Annotated in this window: 20 protein-coding genes; 5 read left to right on the top strand and 15 right to left on the bottom strand. The window is 47.5% G+C overall.

Annotated features, from left to right (window positions below; genetic code table 11):
- Window positions 1-12 precede the first annotated feature (12 nt).
- The gene (locus tag J3999_RS10465) at window positions 13-513 is read right to left on the bottom strand and encodes a hypothetical protein (RefSeq protein WP_208127851.1); all 501 of its coding nucleotides are present in this window, start codon (window positions 511-513) and stop codon (window positions 13-15) included.
- Window positions 514-886: 373 nt separating this feature from the next.
- Here J3999_RS10465 and J3999_RS10460 point away from each other — a divergent pair, with 373 nt between their 5' ends.
- From J3999_RS10460 to J3999_RS10450, 3 genes are all read left to right on the top strand, one after another.
- The gene (locus J3999_RS10460) at window positions 887-1,096 is read left to right on the top strand and encodes a molybdopterin-binding protein (protein WP_208127850.1); all 210 of its coding nucleotides are present in this window, start codon (window positions 887-889) and stop codon (window positions 1,094-1,096) included.
- 103 nt (window positions 1,097-1,199) lie between these two features.
- Window positions 1,200-1,475, top strand: coding sequence for a hypothetical protein (locus J3999_RS10455; RefSeq protein ID WP_208127849.1), 276 nt, complete (start codon window positions 1,200-1,202; stop codon window positions 1,473-1,475).
- 25 nt (window positions 1,476-1,500) lie between these two features.
- The gene (locus J3999_RS10450; protein ID WP_208127848.1) at window positions 1,501-2,133 is read left to right on the top strand and encodes a hypothetical protein; all 633 of its coding nucleotides are present in this window, start codon (window positions 1,501-1,503) and stop codon (window positions 2,131-2,133) included.
- Between the two features lie 21 nt (window positions 2,134-2,154).
- Here the strand turns inward: J3999_RS10450 and J3999_RS10445 are convergent, their stop codons facing one another.
- From J3999_RS10445 to J3999_RS10405, 9 genes are all read right to left on the bottom strand, one after another.
- Window positions 2,155-2,907, bottom strand: a complete 753-nt coding sequence (locus tag J3999_RS10445; RefSeq protein WP_208127847.1) for a hypothetical protein — start codon at window positions 2,905-2,907, stop codon at window positions 2,155-2,157.
- A 96-nt stretch (window positions 2,908-3,003) separates the two neighbouring features.
- Window positions 3,004-3,282: a hypothetical protein gene (locus tag J3999_RS10440; RefSeq protein ID WP_208127846.1), complete on the bottom strand. Its 279-nt coding sequence runs from the start codon at window positions 3,280-3,282 to the stop codon at window positions 3,004-3,006.
- Between the two features lie 54 nt (window positions 3,283-3,336).
- On the bottom strand, window positions 3,337-3,633 hold the full coding sequence (locus tag J3999_RS10435; RefSeq protein ID WP_208127845.1) for a DUF1840 domain-containing protein: 297 nt from the start codon (window positions 3,631-3,633) through the stop codon (window positions 3,337-3,339).
- A 135-nt stretch (window positions 3,634-3,768) separates the two neighbouring features.
- Window positions 3,769-4,026, bottom strand: a complete 258-nt coding sequence (locus J3999_RS10430) for a YfhL family 4Fe-4S dicluster ferredoxin (protein ID WP_208127844.1) — start codon at window positions 4,024-4,026, stop codon at window positions 3,769-3,771.
- Window positions 4,027-4,039: 13 nt separating this feature from the next.
- Window positions 4,040-5,572, bottom strand: a complete 1,533-nt coding sequence (yegQ, locus tag J3999_RS10425; protein ID WP_173285190.1) for a tRNA 5-hydroxyuridine modification protein YegQ — start codon at window positions 5,570-5,572, stop codon at window positions 4,040-4,042.
- 81 nt (window positions 5,573-5,653) lie between these two features.
- Complete coding sequence (locus J3999_RS10420; protein WP_208127843.1) at window positions 5,654-6,181, bottom strand: DNA-deoxyinosine glycosylase; 528 nt, start codon at window positions 6,179-6,181, stop codon at window positions 5,654-5,656.
- Window positions 6,174-7,007 (bottom strand): DNA replication terminus site-binding protein, encoded by an 834-nt coding sequence (locus tag J3999_RS10415; RefSeq protein ID WP_208127842.1) that lies wholly within the window; start codon window positions 7,005-7,007, stop codon window positions 6,174-6,176. Before J3999_RS10415 ends, J3999_RS10420 begins: the two co-directional genes overlap by 8 nt.
- A 163-nt stretch (window positions 7,008-7,170) precedes the next feature.
- On the bottom strand, window positions 7,171-8,544 hold the full coding sequence (gene rimO / locus J3999_RS10410; protein ID WP_208127841.1) for a 30S ribosomal protein S12 methylthiotransferase RimO: 1,374 nt from the start codon (window positions 8,542-8,544) through the stop codon (window positions 7,171-7,173).
- 96 nt (window positions 8,545-8,640) lie between these two features.
- Complete coding sequence (locus tag J3999_RS10405) at window positions 8,641-8,898, bottom strand: hypothetical protein (RefSeq protein ID WP_208127840.1); 258 nt, start codon at window positions 8,896-8,898, stop codon at window positions 8,641-8,643.
- A gap of 194 nt (window positions 8,899-9,092) precedes the next feature.
- On the opposite strand from J3999_RS10405, the gene J3999_RS10400 reads away from it, so the two are divergent.
- Complete coding sequence (locus J3999_RS10400; RefSeq protein WP_208127839.1) at window positions 9,093-11,222, top strand: TonB-dependent siderophore receptor; 2,130 nt, start codon at window positions 9,093-9,095, stop codon at window positions 11,220-11,222.
- A gap of 178 nt (window positions 11,223-11,400) precedes the next feature.
- Here J3999_RS10400 and J3999_RS10395 read toward each other — a convergent pair whose 3' ends face one another.
- On the bottom strand, window positions 11,401-11,823 hold the full coding sequence (locus tag J3999_RS10395) for a CopD family protein (RefSeq protein WP_208127838.1): 423 nt from the start codon (window positions 11,821-11,823) through the stop codon (window positions 11,401-11,403).
- 128 nt (window positions 11,824-11,951) lie between these two features.
- Between J3999_RS10395 and J3999_RS10390 the strand changes: the two genes are divergently transcribed.
- A complete protein-coding gene (locus J3999_RS10390; RefSeq protein WP_208127837.1) occupies window positions 11,952-12,431 on the top strand; it encodes a peptidylprolyl isomerase in 480 nt (159 codons plus the stop codon).
- A 117-nt stretch (window positions 12,432-12,548) separates the two neighbouring features.
- On the opposite strand, the gene J3999_RS10385 is transcribed toward J3999_RS10390, so the two are convergent.
- From J3999_RS10385 to J3999_RS10370, 4 genes are all read right to left on the bottom strand, one after another.
- Complete coding sequence (locus tag J3999_RS10385; protein ID WP_208127836.1) at window positions 12,549-13,313, bottom strand: elongation factor-1 alpha; 765 nt, start codon at window positions 13,311-13,313, stop codon at window positions 12,549-12,551.
- Window positions 13,314-13,527: 214 nt separating this feature from the next.
- Window positions 13,528-13,968, bottom strand: coding sequence for a YcgN family cysteine cluster protein (locus J3999_RS10380; protein ID WP_208127835.1), 441 nt, complete (start codon window positions 13,966-13,968; stop codon window positions 13,528-13,530).
- A 14-nt stretch (window positions 13,969-13,982) separates the two neighbouring features.
- The gene (locus J3999_RS10375; RefSeq protein ID WP_243755453.1) at window positions 13,983-14,672 is read right to left on the bottom strand and encodes a TIGR01621 family pseudouridine synthase; all 690 of its coding nucleotides are present in this window, start codon (window positions 14,670-14,672) and stop codon (window positions 13,983-13,985) included.
- A 201-nt stretch (window positions 14,673-14,873) separates the two neighbouring features.
- A partial coding sequence (locus tag J3999_RS10370; RefSeq protein ID WP_208127834.1) for a hypothetical protein occupies window positions 14,874-15,812 on the bottom strand: 939 nt, incomplete at its 5' end.

Raw genomic sequence — 15,812 nt, 5'->3', positions numbered from 1 at the left:
CAAACGATAACATTATTTAACGTTGATGATTTCCATCGCTTTGCTGCGCATCTGCGGATAGATATCCTTAACCAGCTTGGTGTATTGCTCGGCACTAAGAACTTTCTTTACGAACTGGTGGCATTTCATTTTGCCTTCAACCAACTTTTCACGAAGTTCCGCGATTTTCGCATGGCGTTGCTTAATCACCTCAAGACTCTCTCCCTGCAATGCCATCACGCGGGATTCCTGTTCCATTGCATTGATCTGCTCGATCAACTGTTTTCCTTTGACCGCCTTTTCCGAGCGGAACTTATTGAAGGTACGACACTGTTCCTCCGTCAGATTAAGCTCCTTTTCACTGTTTACGATCATTGGAATGAAGTTTGGCAAGTAATTGGCATGCAATGTTGCACGGATGGCCTGCGCAGTCGGCACCACCGGTTTACAGACACCGGTTTCGCTCGCCGTAACATGACCTGAAGCGGATAGAATTGCTGCACCGAGAACAGCATGGATGAAAGGTTTTCTCATTGTCACTCTCCTGAATTTGAAACGGGTGCTATGCCCGTGTAAAGACGTTTCAATTCGTTGCATTGATCTTCAACAAACAGCAAATAAACTTGGCCCAAGATTATTAACTTTTATTATCTACTAATAAATAATACCTATTTATAAAACATTTTTATACTTTAATTTTGAAATCCATCACCGAAATTCAATTGACATTCAGCGACATCTATCTTTAAATTTACGTGCTTTTCGTTATTACCTAAAAGAAATAATGAAAAATTCATAAGCGAAATTCAATCCGCCTTCTTTCCTTTGCAGACGGATTTTTTTCACCTATCGTTATATACCTAACGAAATATAAAATAACAGTAACAATGAAATTCAGGAGTTATAAATGAAATTTAGTGCACGTAACCAGTTAAAAGGCACCATAAAAGCCATCCATATGGGAGCGATCAACAGTGAAGTCGTGATTGAAGTCGGCAACGGTGTCGAAATCGTTTCGATTATCACCAACAGCTCCGTAGAAACATTAGGTCTGGAAGTCGGTAAACAGGCTTATGCAGTAATCAAAGCGTCCAACGTTATGGTTGCCGTCGACTGACCTCTCTTTGAGGTTGAACCCTTATACCCGTCCAAGTACTGGCGGCGTCTTAAGGCATATTTTCGGACATGTTTTGAGCATGCTTTATGACATATCCCAGGATATGTCTTGGGAGCAGCAAGCATCTCAAAGAATTCTGATTTATTACACAACACAATCTAAGCAACTCAACACGAACAACGATAAGATGATCTATTTCCAAACCCATGAAATTGAATCCTGGATTAACGAAGATGCCCCACTGCTCGACCTGACCGGCCATCTTCTCGAAATTAACAATCAATCTGCACGATTGACGGTCAAATCCCGGCATGCAACACGCTTAAGCATGATGGAAGAAGCCGCACGCATTTTCGAGCTGCTCGGGCGCAGAGATTAAATTACAGCTGCCTTCGGGCATAGACGTGCCGGCCGAAACTGAAATTCTCCGCGTTGACGGACGTGCCGATGCTCTGCACCGCGGCTGGAAAGTCGCTATGAATCTGCTGGAGCATCTGTGTGGTGTCGCCACCCATACCGCTAAAATGGTTGCCGAGGTTGAGGCGGTCAGCAACATCCCACTGCTGGTCACCCGCAAGCACCTGCCCGGCATGAAAAAACCGATGATCAAAGCGATCAGTAACGGCGGCGCACACCCACACAGACTCGGGCTTTCCGAAACCATTCTGATCTTTGAGAATCATCTTAATATTATCGGCGGACGTGACGCTCTGCACGACAAAATCCCACAGCTGCAGCAGTCCGCGTGCGAGAAGAAAATTTCGGTTGAATGCGACACTGTACAACAGGCTCAGCAAGCTGCACAGGCCGGTGCAGACCTGATCCAGTTCGACAAGGTTGAAGTGGATACCTTAAGCCAGTGGACTGCACAGTTAAAAAACAACTTTCCGCAACTAAAAGTCATTATCGCCGGCGGAATTAATCAACAAAATGTTCGCCGCTATGCGCAAAGCGGTGTCGACGGTATTGTCTTAAGTTCTTTGTACCATGCCAAACCAGCGGATCTGGGCGTAAGCATTCTTCCTTTGGCAAAATAACCGGACAACTAAACGGGCAGGTTAAAGATAGGCGTCTAAACGCTTGAACCAGCCCGGTAACCAACTCGCTTCCAGTTTCGGATTCGGAGCCAATTGCGTTCGCTGTTGCAAGGTCTGTTTCGTGGCACGGACAAAGGCATTCAAAACAGCGGTTTCACTCAGGTGTTCAGGTAGCTTCATAGCCAACAAGACCTGTACCAACCCCCATCCTTTTCCTTGATAGCGTTCTTTAGAGTTCGTCCCCAATCCTTTGAAATTGCTGTAATCCACCAAAGCAAACATGCCCTTTTCGGATGCAAGCAAGACATCGATTTTTGATTGTATTTCGTCGCGTCGGTTAGACGGAACCTGAGCCAAAAGTTCCGGAAGCTTTGATTGAAAACGCTGCACGATAAAAGCGGCTTGCAGAGCAAATGTATCCTGTAAAAACGCCTGCCAGTCCGCCAGTTTTCCAAGCTCTTTCAAAGCATAAAAGACTTCGCGGTTTTTCCACGGCGCATTGGAAAACCCGGCGTTGCCCACAGGCAATTTTGTCGAGGATGAATTACGCTGCACATAGCGTAAAAACTCGGGAAACGTCTGTTCAAAAGGCGCATCTACACCTTTTGGAAACCAGATAAAATGGCCGATGCCTAAAGAAGGAAACGCCTCTTTTTCACTCCAGAACAACAGATATTCGGGTTTGCCTGCGCACTCATTCTGGTAAATTTTTTGTCCAATCGAGGTGTAATCAGATTGCGAAATCGAATCAGCATTCGCTGACTGCGAAAACAAAGTAATTGAAAAGACTAAAGGCTTAAGCCAATTTACTAAATACGTTTTAATTTTAGTCAGCCTTTAATTTACGCATGACAGTTGGAATGACATCCATCACTTGACTGAATAGGACGCGCTGTCTTCTTTTTTAACAGCAATAACGACAATGCCATCGACTTCCTGATAAGTGCTAAGAATCCCCTTTTCGTCAGTCATACTATGCTCTTTGTATGCGACTCTATGTCTGACTTCCTTAACGACATAGTCTTCGAAATCGATATTCAAAGTGTGATCAATTGAAGGCAAGGACGCGGCATTTCTGATCTTGATGGTTTTTAGAAGGTGCGGTGGTTCTTGATTATCAAAGGTTTGGATTAGGTAATGTATTGTCATCTTTTCTGTTCAGTCGCTGGTTGAAATATAGGTTAACTTGACGCTTTCGCTGTATTAACGAAGTGTCTTTTCCCAAATCACATATTCATTATTTCGCATGGCGGTTTGTAATAAATCGAGTAAAGGGCCGGCTCGGTGTGACATGCTAACCGAATCATCATCCCAACTATCGCCGCTTTGAGCGCTGGGTGACGAAATCGCATTCTTCAAGTGATTAAATGCCTGTTCGATCTCATTATCGGTTAAAGCGCCGGGAACCGTTTCGCTGTGACCCATTAAGGAAATCAAGTTCAGGGCAACTTGATCAAAATAAGCGACATCCGGATAATCTTTGGTTTTAAAAACAATCAACTATTCTCTCCTTAAACAGGCGCGCATGGGAAATACATACTCTAGCAAAACTCCGCGTCCTGCAAGGTAGCGGATCGATTGCGGATATAAAAAAAGCGAAGTGGTTTCCCGGCTTCGCTTTTATTTTAAGCTGTTTTATATTTTATCTTCATTCACCAGATGAACGAATTTTTCATACAGCGTATCGTGCTCTTCAACCCGATCCGGATCTTTAATGATCACATCGATCGGGCAAACACTTAAACAGGTCGGGTTATCGTAGAAGCCGACACACTCGGTGCACAGATCCGGATTGATTTCATAGACCTTTTCGCCCATCGAAATCGCCTTATTCGGGCACTCCGGTTCACACATGTCGCAGTTAATGCAGCCTTCAAGAATTTTAAGCGCCATTGCTCAAAACTCCTTAGCTAGCTTTTTTTGCTGCGGCAGCTGCACGGTTTGCTGCATCCTTGGCTTCCTGCTCTTCTTTAGCTTTTTTAGCCGCGGCGTCACGCTTGACGTCTCCGCCCCATGATTCGTTGCGCATAATCAGGCAATAAAGCAGAGTCTCTTTGTCCAAGTCCTTGAAAGGATTCGGGATACGAACACGCCAGCCGGAACCTTTAGCACAATCAACCACTTCGTCATGATGCGTCTGCATATGATCCAGAACCATCGATACGTTGCCGGCCGGAGACATGATCTCAATCGAGTCACCAACACAGAATTTGTTTTTCACATCAATTTCCAGCATGGAACGACCGTCGCGTTCCACCACATCAACCACTTCACCGACAAAACGCTGGCGTTCCGATTTTGAGACGCCGTATTCGTAGTTCTGGTATTCCGAATGCACGTGACGACGCAGGAAACCTTCTGTATAACCACGGCTCGCCAAGCTTTCCAGATCTTCCAGTAATGAACGGTCAAACTCCTTGCCTTCCAGCGCATCGTCAATCGCTTTACGATAAACCTGAGCGGTACGCGCGACATAGTAGTGCGACTTGGTACGCCCTTCGATTTTCAGCGAGTGTACACCCATATCGACCAGTTCCGGAATCAGCTCGACTGCACGCAAATCCTTGGAGTTCATGATATAGGTACCGTGCTCGTCTTCGAAAGCCGGCATCAGTTCACCCGGGCGCCCTTCTTCTTCCAGAAGCATCGCTTGATCGGTGGTTTCACCTTCTCCCAAAGTCGGTTCATAAGAAGGCATTTCCGGTGCCGGACGATCCGTAGTACCCGTCAAATCGGTAATATTTTCAACATTAACTTTTGGCGTACCTACAAGTTCACCGGTTTCGTCTTCTTTGGCTTCATAGGTGTTGTAATTCCAACGGCACGCGTTGGTACAGGTACCTTGGTTAGCATCACGCTTGTTGATGTAACCGGACAGCAGGCAACGGCCTGAATATGCGATGCAAAGAGCACCGTGGACAAACACTTCCAATTCCATTTCCGGAACCTTCTCGCGAATCTCGCGGATTTCGGCGATTGACAGCTCGCGCGACAGAACCACACGGCGCACGCCGTTGTCGTACCAGAACTTGACCGTCGCCCAGTTCACCGCATTGGACTGCACCGACAGGTGAATTTCCTGCTCAGGGTATTCGGCGTGAACCATCGCAATCAAACCCGGATCAGACATAATCAGCGCATCCGGCTTCATGTCGATAATCGGCTTGATGTCCTTCATGTAGGTATTGACCTTGGCATTGTGCGCAGCGATGTTCGACACCACATAGAACTTTTTACCCAGTTCGTGCGCACGGGCGATCCCTTTCGCCAGGTTCTCTTCGTTGAATTCGTTATTTCGTACACGCAGACTGTAACGCGGCTGACCGGCGTAAACCGCGTCGGCTCCGTAAGCGAAAGCGTATTCCATATTTTTCAGCGTTCCCGCTGGCGACAACAATTCGGATACAACATTTGTCGACTTCTGAGTCTCTGCTTGCAAGGCAAATCTCCTACATGAAGTGATTAAAGGAAACCCGGTATTTTACCGGATTTTTCAGAATTCTGTTAGAGAATATTAGGATTAATTAAACAGAACAGGTGACAATTTTTCTTTCCAGAACAATATCTTATCATCAATTGTTAAGCGTGCATTGGCCGGACTGGTGGAAGTAAGCGTCGTTAAAATGAGATCATCGGGCAACGATTGCTTTTTAATGACCTGCTGTTGAAACAGTTTTGCCGCCGGCTGGCCGTTAAAAAAGATCGATTTGATGTGCGGAAATTGCGCTAAAAGAGCGGCAAAATCATTCGCTTCGGGCTGTTTAATGGCACTATCCAGACTGCCTTCGCGTTCACAGGCCGAAAGCACATCCCAAAGCAGTATGCCTAACTCATTACAGGCGCGGCGTTTATCCTCTTCACTGATCAACACTCTGCCGACCAGAGAGGAAATAATCGGCCAGAAAGCATTACGCGGATGCGCATAGTAAAACGCATCTTGCAAAGACTTTACGCTCGGCATAGTGCCGAGAATAATCAATTTCGGTTCTTCTGGAACAATCGGCGCAAAACCGCAGATTGCCGATTTTTGTTGCAATTTCTCAGGCATAGAACAGATTCAATCCTTCATACAGACGTTGCCAGGATTTTTTATCCTTGCGCGGTGCGCGCTTGCTGACAACCGGTGTCGGCTCGATCGGCAGCTCCTGCTGTGACAATTGCGGGAAGCGATCCTGCATAAGAAACAGCGGTGAATGCACTTTTTTGGCGATCGGCTTACCTGTCTCGAATTTAATATTCGCTTGCAAATGCGGCGCAATCTGGCGCTGATAGAGAAAATCGACCGCTCCCAACCCGGCTACCTTATGAATCAGGTCTTGGCGGATTTTCGGATTCTCGATCTGTTCTTCAATGTGCTTGATCGCCCCCTGCGGCGTGAGTTTGACATTCGCTGTCTCTTTAAATACCCAGGAAAACTTCACTTCGATTACCGGTTCGTACAGACAACGAAAGTCACGGTACAGTTGTAGCAGACTGATGGAATGCGGATGCACCACCTGCTTAACCAGACTCAGATAAGGACTGCGCCCGAGCGTTTTTTTGGCAAACGTCATACGCGCTTTGAACTGCGCCTTCAATGCATTAATACGTTCTACTTCGCGGATTAAACTTTCATCCGCCAGAACAATTCCCGGCAACAGCGTGGTTTCTTTTGAATCCTGCTGCGGTAAAAAATGTACCTGCGCCAGATGGCCGGCCAACTGAGCAATCGCCGGATGCTTTTCGCTGCGCCAGTTTTCCGGCAGCCAGAACTGCTCCTTGTCGAGTTTTTCAATACGCGACTTGAACAATCTGAGCTCGGAGAGCAACTGCAACATTTCCTGTTCGATTTTCTGCGGTTTAATATCCGCTTTAGTCAGTTTTATTACAGACATTAAATGTTTCGATTTCCATTAAAGCCGCCACTTTATTTAAGGCAAAGTGACCAGTGATTCTCCATGTCAATTGTATGATGGGGTAAATATCTGTGCAAATAAAAAAGGAGCCGAAGCTCCTTTTATAAAGACATCATAAAGACATCCAGGCAATTTGCTGCGATTATCCGAGTTCGATAAAAGAGGTTTCCTGCTCGGCAAACTCTTCCACCGGCTTAGCCCAAAGATCATAGGCGTCAGCGGCGACAATCTCAACCTGAACAAACTGCCCCGGCTGCAGGTGATGTCCGTCCTCGATAAAGACCAGACCGTCGATTTCCGGCGCATCCGCCATAGAACGAGCAACCGCCCCCTGATCATCGATTTCATCGACCAGAACCTGCATCGTCTGCCCCACTTTGGCCTGCATCTTTGCAGCGGAAATGCGCTGCTGGGTTTCCATAAAGCGCTCCCAGCGATCCTGTTTAACTTCATCCGGAACAGGTTCGGCCAGTTCGTTGGCAACCGCCCCTTCCACCGGCGAATACTGGAAACAGCCGACGCGATCCAATTGCGCCTCTTCTAAGAAGTCCAGTAGTTCCTGAAACTCTTCCTCGGTTTCTCCCGGGAAACCGACAATAAAGGTCGAGCGGATCGTCAGGTTCGGTACCTGCTCGCGCCATTTTTTGATGCGTTCCAAGGTTCTGTCGACATTACCGGGACGCTTCATCGCTTTCAGCACGCGCGCATTGGCGTGCTGCAACGGCATATCCAGATACGGTAGGATTTTCCCTTCTGCCATCAGCGGAATCACTTCCTCGACATTCGGGTAAGGATAAACATAGTGTAAACGGACCCAGAAATTGTCGACGCCACCCATTTCACCCAAAGCTTCGCAGAGACCGACCATAGAAGTTTTCGTCGGGCGCCCTTCGGCAAAATCGGTTTTGTATTTAACATCGACACCGTAAGCGGCGGTATCCTGCGACACCACCAACAACTCTTTAACCCCGGCCTCTTTAAGACGTTTTGCCTCAGAAATAACATCGGCTACAGGACGGCTGACCAGATCGCCGCGCATTGACGGAATGATGCAGAAGGTACAACGATGGTTACAACCCTCGGAAATTTTCAGATAGGCGTAATGTTTCGGCGTCAGCTTAACACCCTGTGGCGGAACCAGATCGACAAACGGATTGTGCTGTGGAGGCGGAACCACGTCATGCACCGCCTGAACCACTTCCTGATAAGCGGCCGGGCCTGAAACAGCCAGTACTTTCGGGTGGACGTCGGTAATCACATCTTCTTTCGCGCCCAGACACCCGGTAACAATGACTTTACCGTTCTCTTCCAGGGCTTCGCCAATGGTGTCCAGAGATTCCTGAACGGCGCTGTCAATAAAACCGCACGTATTGACGATAACCGTATCGGCGTCTTCATAGCTGTTAGTCAGCTGATACCCTTCGGTACGCAATTGAGTCAGAATACGCTCGGTATCGACCGTCGCTTTCGGACAACCGAGACTGATAACACCGATCGTAGGATTCTGTTTAGACATAATTTCCACCACTGCTTAAAATTCGTGGCGCTATTTTAGCCCAAACCCTTTGCTAACGATAGTTACTCCTCGGTATCAAAACCGACGCTTATGAAATTACTCTTCCCTGAAGTGGCACTTATTTCTGAAAATACAGCTGACGCAGTCACGCCCTTGACAGGCGCTTAGACAAAACTTTTTGATTTCCTGCTTGGCCTGCGAATGCAAAGGACGCAACTCACTCGGGCGAATCGCCCCCTCACGAATCAAACGCTCAAGGATATGCGCCGGCAGTGCCACGGCCAACTCGTCTGCCTGAACCTCTGTTGTCTCCAACTGCTGTGAAGACCGCAAATAATGAATTTTAGGACTCATAAAGAAACCTCCTGGAACCTTAATACATATTATTAATAGTAATTATTATCATTTCGCTTGACTTTTGCAACCCCAATCAACAAAATAGCAAACACAAATCATTCTCATTAAGCTTACGTTTATAAAGAAAAGCAAAGATAAGCTCTAGAACTTAATACAAATATTTAACAACGATAAGACAAACAGGAAATAGAATGCCGTTTACCCGTCCTAGTTTAATCAGACTTAAACCTTTACAGATTGCCCTATTCATTGGCTTTACCGGCACGGCACAGGCCGGAACCGAACTAAATACGGTTACCGTAGAGGAAACAAACCTTCAATCCAAATCGCAAATGCTTGAAGTAAAAGATGACACTGTGCATACCGAAAGCGTTTCATCGAAAAAGATCGAGCAAAAACAGGCGGCCAATCTGGCTCAGGCCATTGCCGACGAACCGGGCGTGCGTGTAAGTAACGAATGCTCTATGTGCGGCGTAAAACGCATTATGCTTAACGGGCTCAAAGGCGAGCATACGACTTTGATGACCAACGGCGTGCCGAACAGTTCGATCGTAGAAGGCTTCTACGGTTTCGATGCAATTCCGATGGCGGGTGTCAGCTCCATTGAAATATCCCGTGGCGCCGGCCCTTCTCTGATTGCCCCCGAAGCGATCGGCGGAGTCGTTAATGTCGTCACCAGCGCCCCCAGAGAAGATCGTCTGGTTGTCGACCTGTCGCAGGGGAATCAGGAATACCGCAAGTATCAAATCTCCGGCAGTAAAGTCTCCAAAGACGGTAAAACGGCTTTGGCGGTTTCCGCACAAAGCGATAATCTCGATCAGTACGATCAGGATGATAACTGGGTCAATGAATCCCCTGCACTGGAAAATCGAGCGCTGAATGCGCAATTATGGCATCAGATCGACACCAACAACCGCCTTGAATTCCGCGTCGAAGACCAGCAGTCGGAAATTTTCGGCGGACCTGTCGTTGGATCGCCATTGGCCGGATCGCGGAATGACGCCCGCACTCAGGAAGCTACTGACGAACCGGGCTTTACCGACGATTCAATCAACAACACCCCTGACAGTACAACGACGGCCCGCGATTTTCTCGAGAACATCCAGTCCGAAAAGCGTAGCCTAACGGCGAAATGGTACTCCGATCGCAACGAGAATCTGCAGACACGCCTGACAGGCTCTTTTGTCGAATCCAGCATGGACGCAATCTATGAACCGACCACCTACAAAGCGGAACAGGAGATTATCTATCTGGATGCCCGCGGTGACTATTTTGCCAGTGACGAGCATCAGCTCACCTTCGGAACCGATATGAAGCTGGATAAGATGCGATCCGAATCGACTGGTGGAACCCACCCTGCCGACGACTCTTACGACATGCAAGCCAACGGGATCTATATCCGCGACACCTGGACGCCGAGCAGTAAACTGGAGCTGGCCACCGCTTTGCGTATCGACCAGATTGATGTCGATTTTGTCGATCAGAACAAAACCTTTAACGAAACCATGATCGCACCACGCGCGCACCTGCGATACGATCATAACTTCAACTGGACTTCTAGACTCTCGGCCGGTAAAGGTTACCGTGTGCCGTTACAGTTCTTTGAAGCGGATCACGGCATTCTCGATGACGGTTTCGGGGTTGATGTCGATAAACTGGAAAAGTCGACTAACCTGCACTACGCACTTAACTATAACGACGCGGAAACACTTTTCGAAACCACAATCTCCTGGGCCAAGGTCGATAACCTAACCTATATCGACGCCGATAATTATACCCGTCCGACACTGGTCAATTCGGATCAGAGCGGACAGGTCGTGCATGCTGACATTATCGCGTCGCACCAGCTGACACCGCACTGGTCGATCGGTGCCAGTTTCGAGATGTTCCAATATGACCGTGCCTACCGAGATACTTTTGGAGTCATACCGGTTGAGGAGCGCGCCAAACTGATGCTGGATTACGAAGGCCACGGCTGGGAGATGAATCTGACGGTCACCGCTATTGGCGAGCGAGACTACAACGACTACCAGAATGCCGCTTATTTCGATCATTATAATCAGGCAAATGGTGTCGATTCCAAAGGCGACCACTCTCCGGCTTATGTCACAGCGGACATTCGCATCGCCAAAGAGATCAGCAAAAACTGGCAGGTGTATGCCGGTGTCAACAATATTACCGACTACACCCAGACAGGAGAAGGCGATTCGCCGCTATTCTATGACGGCGCCGATGCCGGAAGTTCCGACTGGGATGTCGGCCATATATGGGGGCCGCTGCGCGGGCGACTGGTGTATACCGGGACGAAGCTGACTTTCTGATCAATACAAAAAGTGCTCCTAAGAACAAAACGCCCCTTGAACGGGGCTTTGACAGGCATGACTTAAACGGATTAACACTCTCCTAAAAGCCTAAATCGTTTAGCTCACGCCTTTTTTAAGCCGGGTCTGTTTCTGCAGCCCGGCTTTTCTTTTATCTGCTGGTAGCTACCGGCGTAAATTAAAACGGTTTTACGACCACAAGAATCAGAATCGCAATCGCCAGCAACAACGGAATTTCATTTGCCCAACGGTAATAGACTCCGCTGTGATCCAGATGCCCTTCCTGCATCTCCAACATGCGACGCTTGGTCCACATATGGTAGACCAACAGCAACACCACTACGACAATCTTGGCATGAAGCCATCCCATATCCTTCGCCAGCGGAAAATAGGCGAACCAGAGCCAAAGACCGGTACCGATGGCCAGCATCATCATAATGGTCATAAACTTATAGAGTTTTTCCGCCATAGTCGCCAGACGGGTAACATCCTGTCCCGCTTCCTTGCCTTCAACAAAATGCACGAAAATTCTCGGCAGATAAAAAATCCCCGCCATCCACGACATCATAAACAGAATATGAAAAGTTTTAAGCCATAACATCCTGTTATCTCCTTAGTTATTTATCGAGTGCTGTTTGGAAAATGTTTGCAGAAATGTGCTTTTAAACATTCGAATCTGTATGATAACGGTTTTAGAACTTTTTAAAGCGACAAAACTTGGAACATCTTATGAATATTACAAAAGATATCGTTGGCCTATTCGAATACACCCTGAGCAATGATGCAGGAGAAACCCTGGATGCATCGAACGGCAATCCTCTGGCTTATCTGCACGGCCACGGTAATATTATCCCGGGACTGGAAAAGCAGATGGAAGGTAAAAAAGTCGGTGATAAATTCACCGCTCAGGTTCCTGCTGCTGAAGGTTACGGAGAACGTGTCGAACAGCTGGTACAAACCGTACCTAGCGCTATGTTCCAAGGTGTTGAGCAGATTGAAGTCGGCATGCGTTTCGAAGCTCAGTCCGAGCACGGCATGCACTCGGTGGAAGTGACCAAAATCGAAGGTGAAAACGTGACTGTTGACGGCAACCACCCGTTGGCTGGCGTAGACCTGACATTTGAAATCGAAATCACCGGCGTACGTGCTGCGACAGATGAAGAAATTGAACATGGACATGCGCACGGAGAAGGTGGACACCACCACTGATTTCGGGAATTTTCCGCGTTCATAAAAAAGCCGCCTAAGTTGAAAAACTCGGCGGCTTTTTTGTATGCGGAGATTTATTTTTGCTGCGCTCCAGTACGGCCTAAAACCAATGCCGATTCAGGAGTCTTTCCAGGTATTCTGTTCACTCTGCTGCCCGCGCCATGGCATAACCCACATCTGATATAACGACGAGAAAATCATCACCGTCGACGCGAGAGAATAACCAAACCCGCCGATAATGACAAAATAGGCAAAATTCGGATTGATTTTCGTCAGCCACCAGGAGGCGATATCGACAATCAAAAAAGCAAACGGAGTAAAAATCAATAAAGCTTTAAGCCAAGGGTTAAATCCGACCGACATCGAGAAAATCAGCCCGATAAAGAAAAAGATGAACGCGATACCGAAAAGGTGGATGTGCGAAACTCGAGTCAGCGCGCTGACCGAAGCACCTTCATCGACTTTGGCGATCTCTTTCATCGTCTTGAACTGGGTAACGTTCGGAAGCGCATCGATATGGGCATGACAAACCGCGCATTTGCTGTCCACAATCGGCTTGATCGTGCTTTTCCATTCCTCTTCGGAAGCACCGGTACGCGCCCATTTGATCATGGTCAGATTCTCTTCCGGCGTAGCCTTGTCTTTCATAGAACCGTTGAGTTTCGATTCCAGCTTGGAACCTTCACGATTTCCGTAATAGCTGTAAACGATGTCATCTACCGATAAACCGAATTTTCCGTCGGCCATACCGTGCGTCAACATAATCTGGGCGCCGGCCATCAGAAGCCCGAGACCGACAACCAGGAGATAGCCCGTAAAAAGTGCCTTAACCGGCAAAGAGACGCTGAGCAGATTAAGCCACGTCGTTTTTTCTTGCTGCATTTTTTATCCTTATTTTTATGTATAAACCTATCAGAATTCTTTAAATAAAGAATACTCTTATATTCAAGGCTAAAGGATAAAATCACCAATTCAAAATAATCATACTGAAATCAATTATTTTTATCAGTGCCCAGCTATTTATTTATTTCTTAATTGTCCCCGGAAAAAACGGATTCAAGCCCCCGCATCTTATGCTTATACCTTCTAAACGCCTTTAAAGATGCTCGATAAGATAATCTTCATAATCCAGATCGCCGCTATCAACCACCACAGGAATCGCTAGCAGGCCAACACCGGCTTCGGCGACGCTTTCTCTTGTCCCAGAAACAAGCGGATGCCATTGCGGCAACGGTTGTCCTCGATATAGAATCCGATAAGCGCAGGTATCCGGCAGCCAATCGAATTCGGCAACCCGCTCTCGAGTCAATTGGACGCAGGTCGGGACATTGGTCGAACGGTTGGCATAGTCGGTGCATTGTGCCGTCTTCGGATCCGAATAAGGACAAACCACACGGGTATAAACGATCTCGTCCGTCTCTTCATCCTGCAGTTTGGTAAGACAGCACAGACCGCAACCGTCGCATACCGCTTCCCACTCTTCGTTGCTCATTTCGTCAAGCGTCTTTGTTTCCCAGAATCTCTCTTTCAGAGCCATTTTTTCATATCCCATTATGATTTGAAGAGCAGCCAGGGAGACTGCCATTCATCCAGTTTATTTTGCACCGCACGCAAATTGAACCAATCGCCCTGCTGCGGTTTGCACAACAGGCGAATCGCCTCTCCATGCCAATTAAAATCCAACGCATAGGCATGCAAATAGCCTCGATCATAGCGATCCGCATCCTGTAAATTCTGATACCGCCGGTCTCCGATGACCGGGCTGCCAAGACTTTTCATAGCCACTCGAATCTGATGTGTTTTTCCGGTATGCGGCTTGATTAAAAATAGACGCAGGCCCGCTTGAATCGACGTAGATATAAACTGTGTAACAGCCGGGTTGTTCATTGACTTGGCAAGCATGAAACTGCCTCTTCTGGCCGAGAGCATATCGCCTTTTATCCATCCCTGTTTTTTCTTGGGCTTTTTATCGGCCAGTGCCACATAAAACTTGCCGATTTTACGTTCGGCGAACATGGCACTCAATTCAGCAGCCGCTTCGGCGTTTTTAGCTAGAATCAACAGACCGGAAGTCATTTTATCGAGCCGATGAACAGACCACAGCTTGTTATAGCCGAACTGCTTTGCCGCCAGATCTGCGACTCCGCATTGGTAGCCGTTCTCGTCGACTTCGCCATGAAAGTTAACACCGGGAGGCTTATCTACGATAATAAAGTCCGCGTGTTCGCGTAAAAGTTGCATTGACTGATCTCAAATTGGAATTTGCGCTCATTTTAAAGCTTTTCCGGCTCCCAAAACAAAAAAAGGCGCCGAACCGCTGGCGCCTTGAAGAGTGATAACATCCGTGTTACCAAAAGGTTTTTATCGTTGTCTGTAGCCCGACCAAGGGAAACTTGCAAAAAGCCAATAAGAACTTATTCGGTGTTTCCCTGAGAAAAGTTTTTAAAACAATCCGCCGTTATCATTTCCGTTATTACCAAACAGATTGATATCCAAAAGAACGGTTTCAATCGCACCGGTAGTGGTTTCAACCAAGTTTTCACCCTCTTGCGCAGCGGTAGAGGTCAATTCTTTAGTTCCGTCTGCAAGAAGATTTTCCAGATCAGTGATAAGTGAGTCTGCTGATTCACCTTCTACCAGTTCCGCACTGTCCAAAGAAAGCGCAGTTGAATTATCGAACAATCCATCAAGCAAACTAAACTCGGTTTCCACACCGCCAGAGACAGCAGAATCAAGAGAAATCAGATTCAAATTATCACCGTCAAGAATGCCTGAAACCAGTGAAGTCAGCGAATTAACTGTATCATCAACAAATGTAGTGTCAGTACCCAGCAACTGATCAACCAGATCCGTCGCACCGTCAACCACCTGATCAATCGACCCCGCAGTACCTTCCTCAGGCGCACCACCAAGCAGACTGTCAACCACTTCAGTCAATGTCTGCTCACCAGTTAACAGATCCTGAACATCGGTAGTGAGTGCATTTAGGCCGTCATCAAGATTTTCGGTATCGGTACCGATCAGCTGATCAACAAGATCGGTAGCTCCGTCAACGATACGATCCGCAGAACCGGAAGTACCTTCTTCAGGCTCACCACCTAGCAGGCTATCGACAACTTCAGTCAGGTTCTGCTCACCAGTCAACAAGTCCTGAACATCGGTAGTCAGTGCGTTCAGACCGTCGTCAAGATTTTCGGTATCGGTACCGATCAGCTGATCAACAAGATCGGTAGCTCCGTCAACGATACGATCCGCAGAACCGGCAGTACCTTGTTCCGGCTCGCCGCCCAGAAGGCTGTCAACAACTTCGGTCAATGTCTGATCACCGGTCAACAGCTCTTGAACATCTGTAGTCAAAGCGTTCAGACCGTCGTCAAGGTT

It is taken from the genome of Thiomicrorhabdus sp. 6S3-12 (genome assembly GCF_017571475.1).
Lineage (GTDB): Bacteria > Pseudomonadota > Gammaproteobacteria > Thiomicrospirales > Thiomicrospiraceae > Thiomicrorhabdus.
The sequence above is the reverse complement of the archived record's forward strand: the minus strand, read 5'-3'. Positions and strand labels throughout refer to the sequence as shown.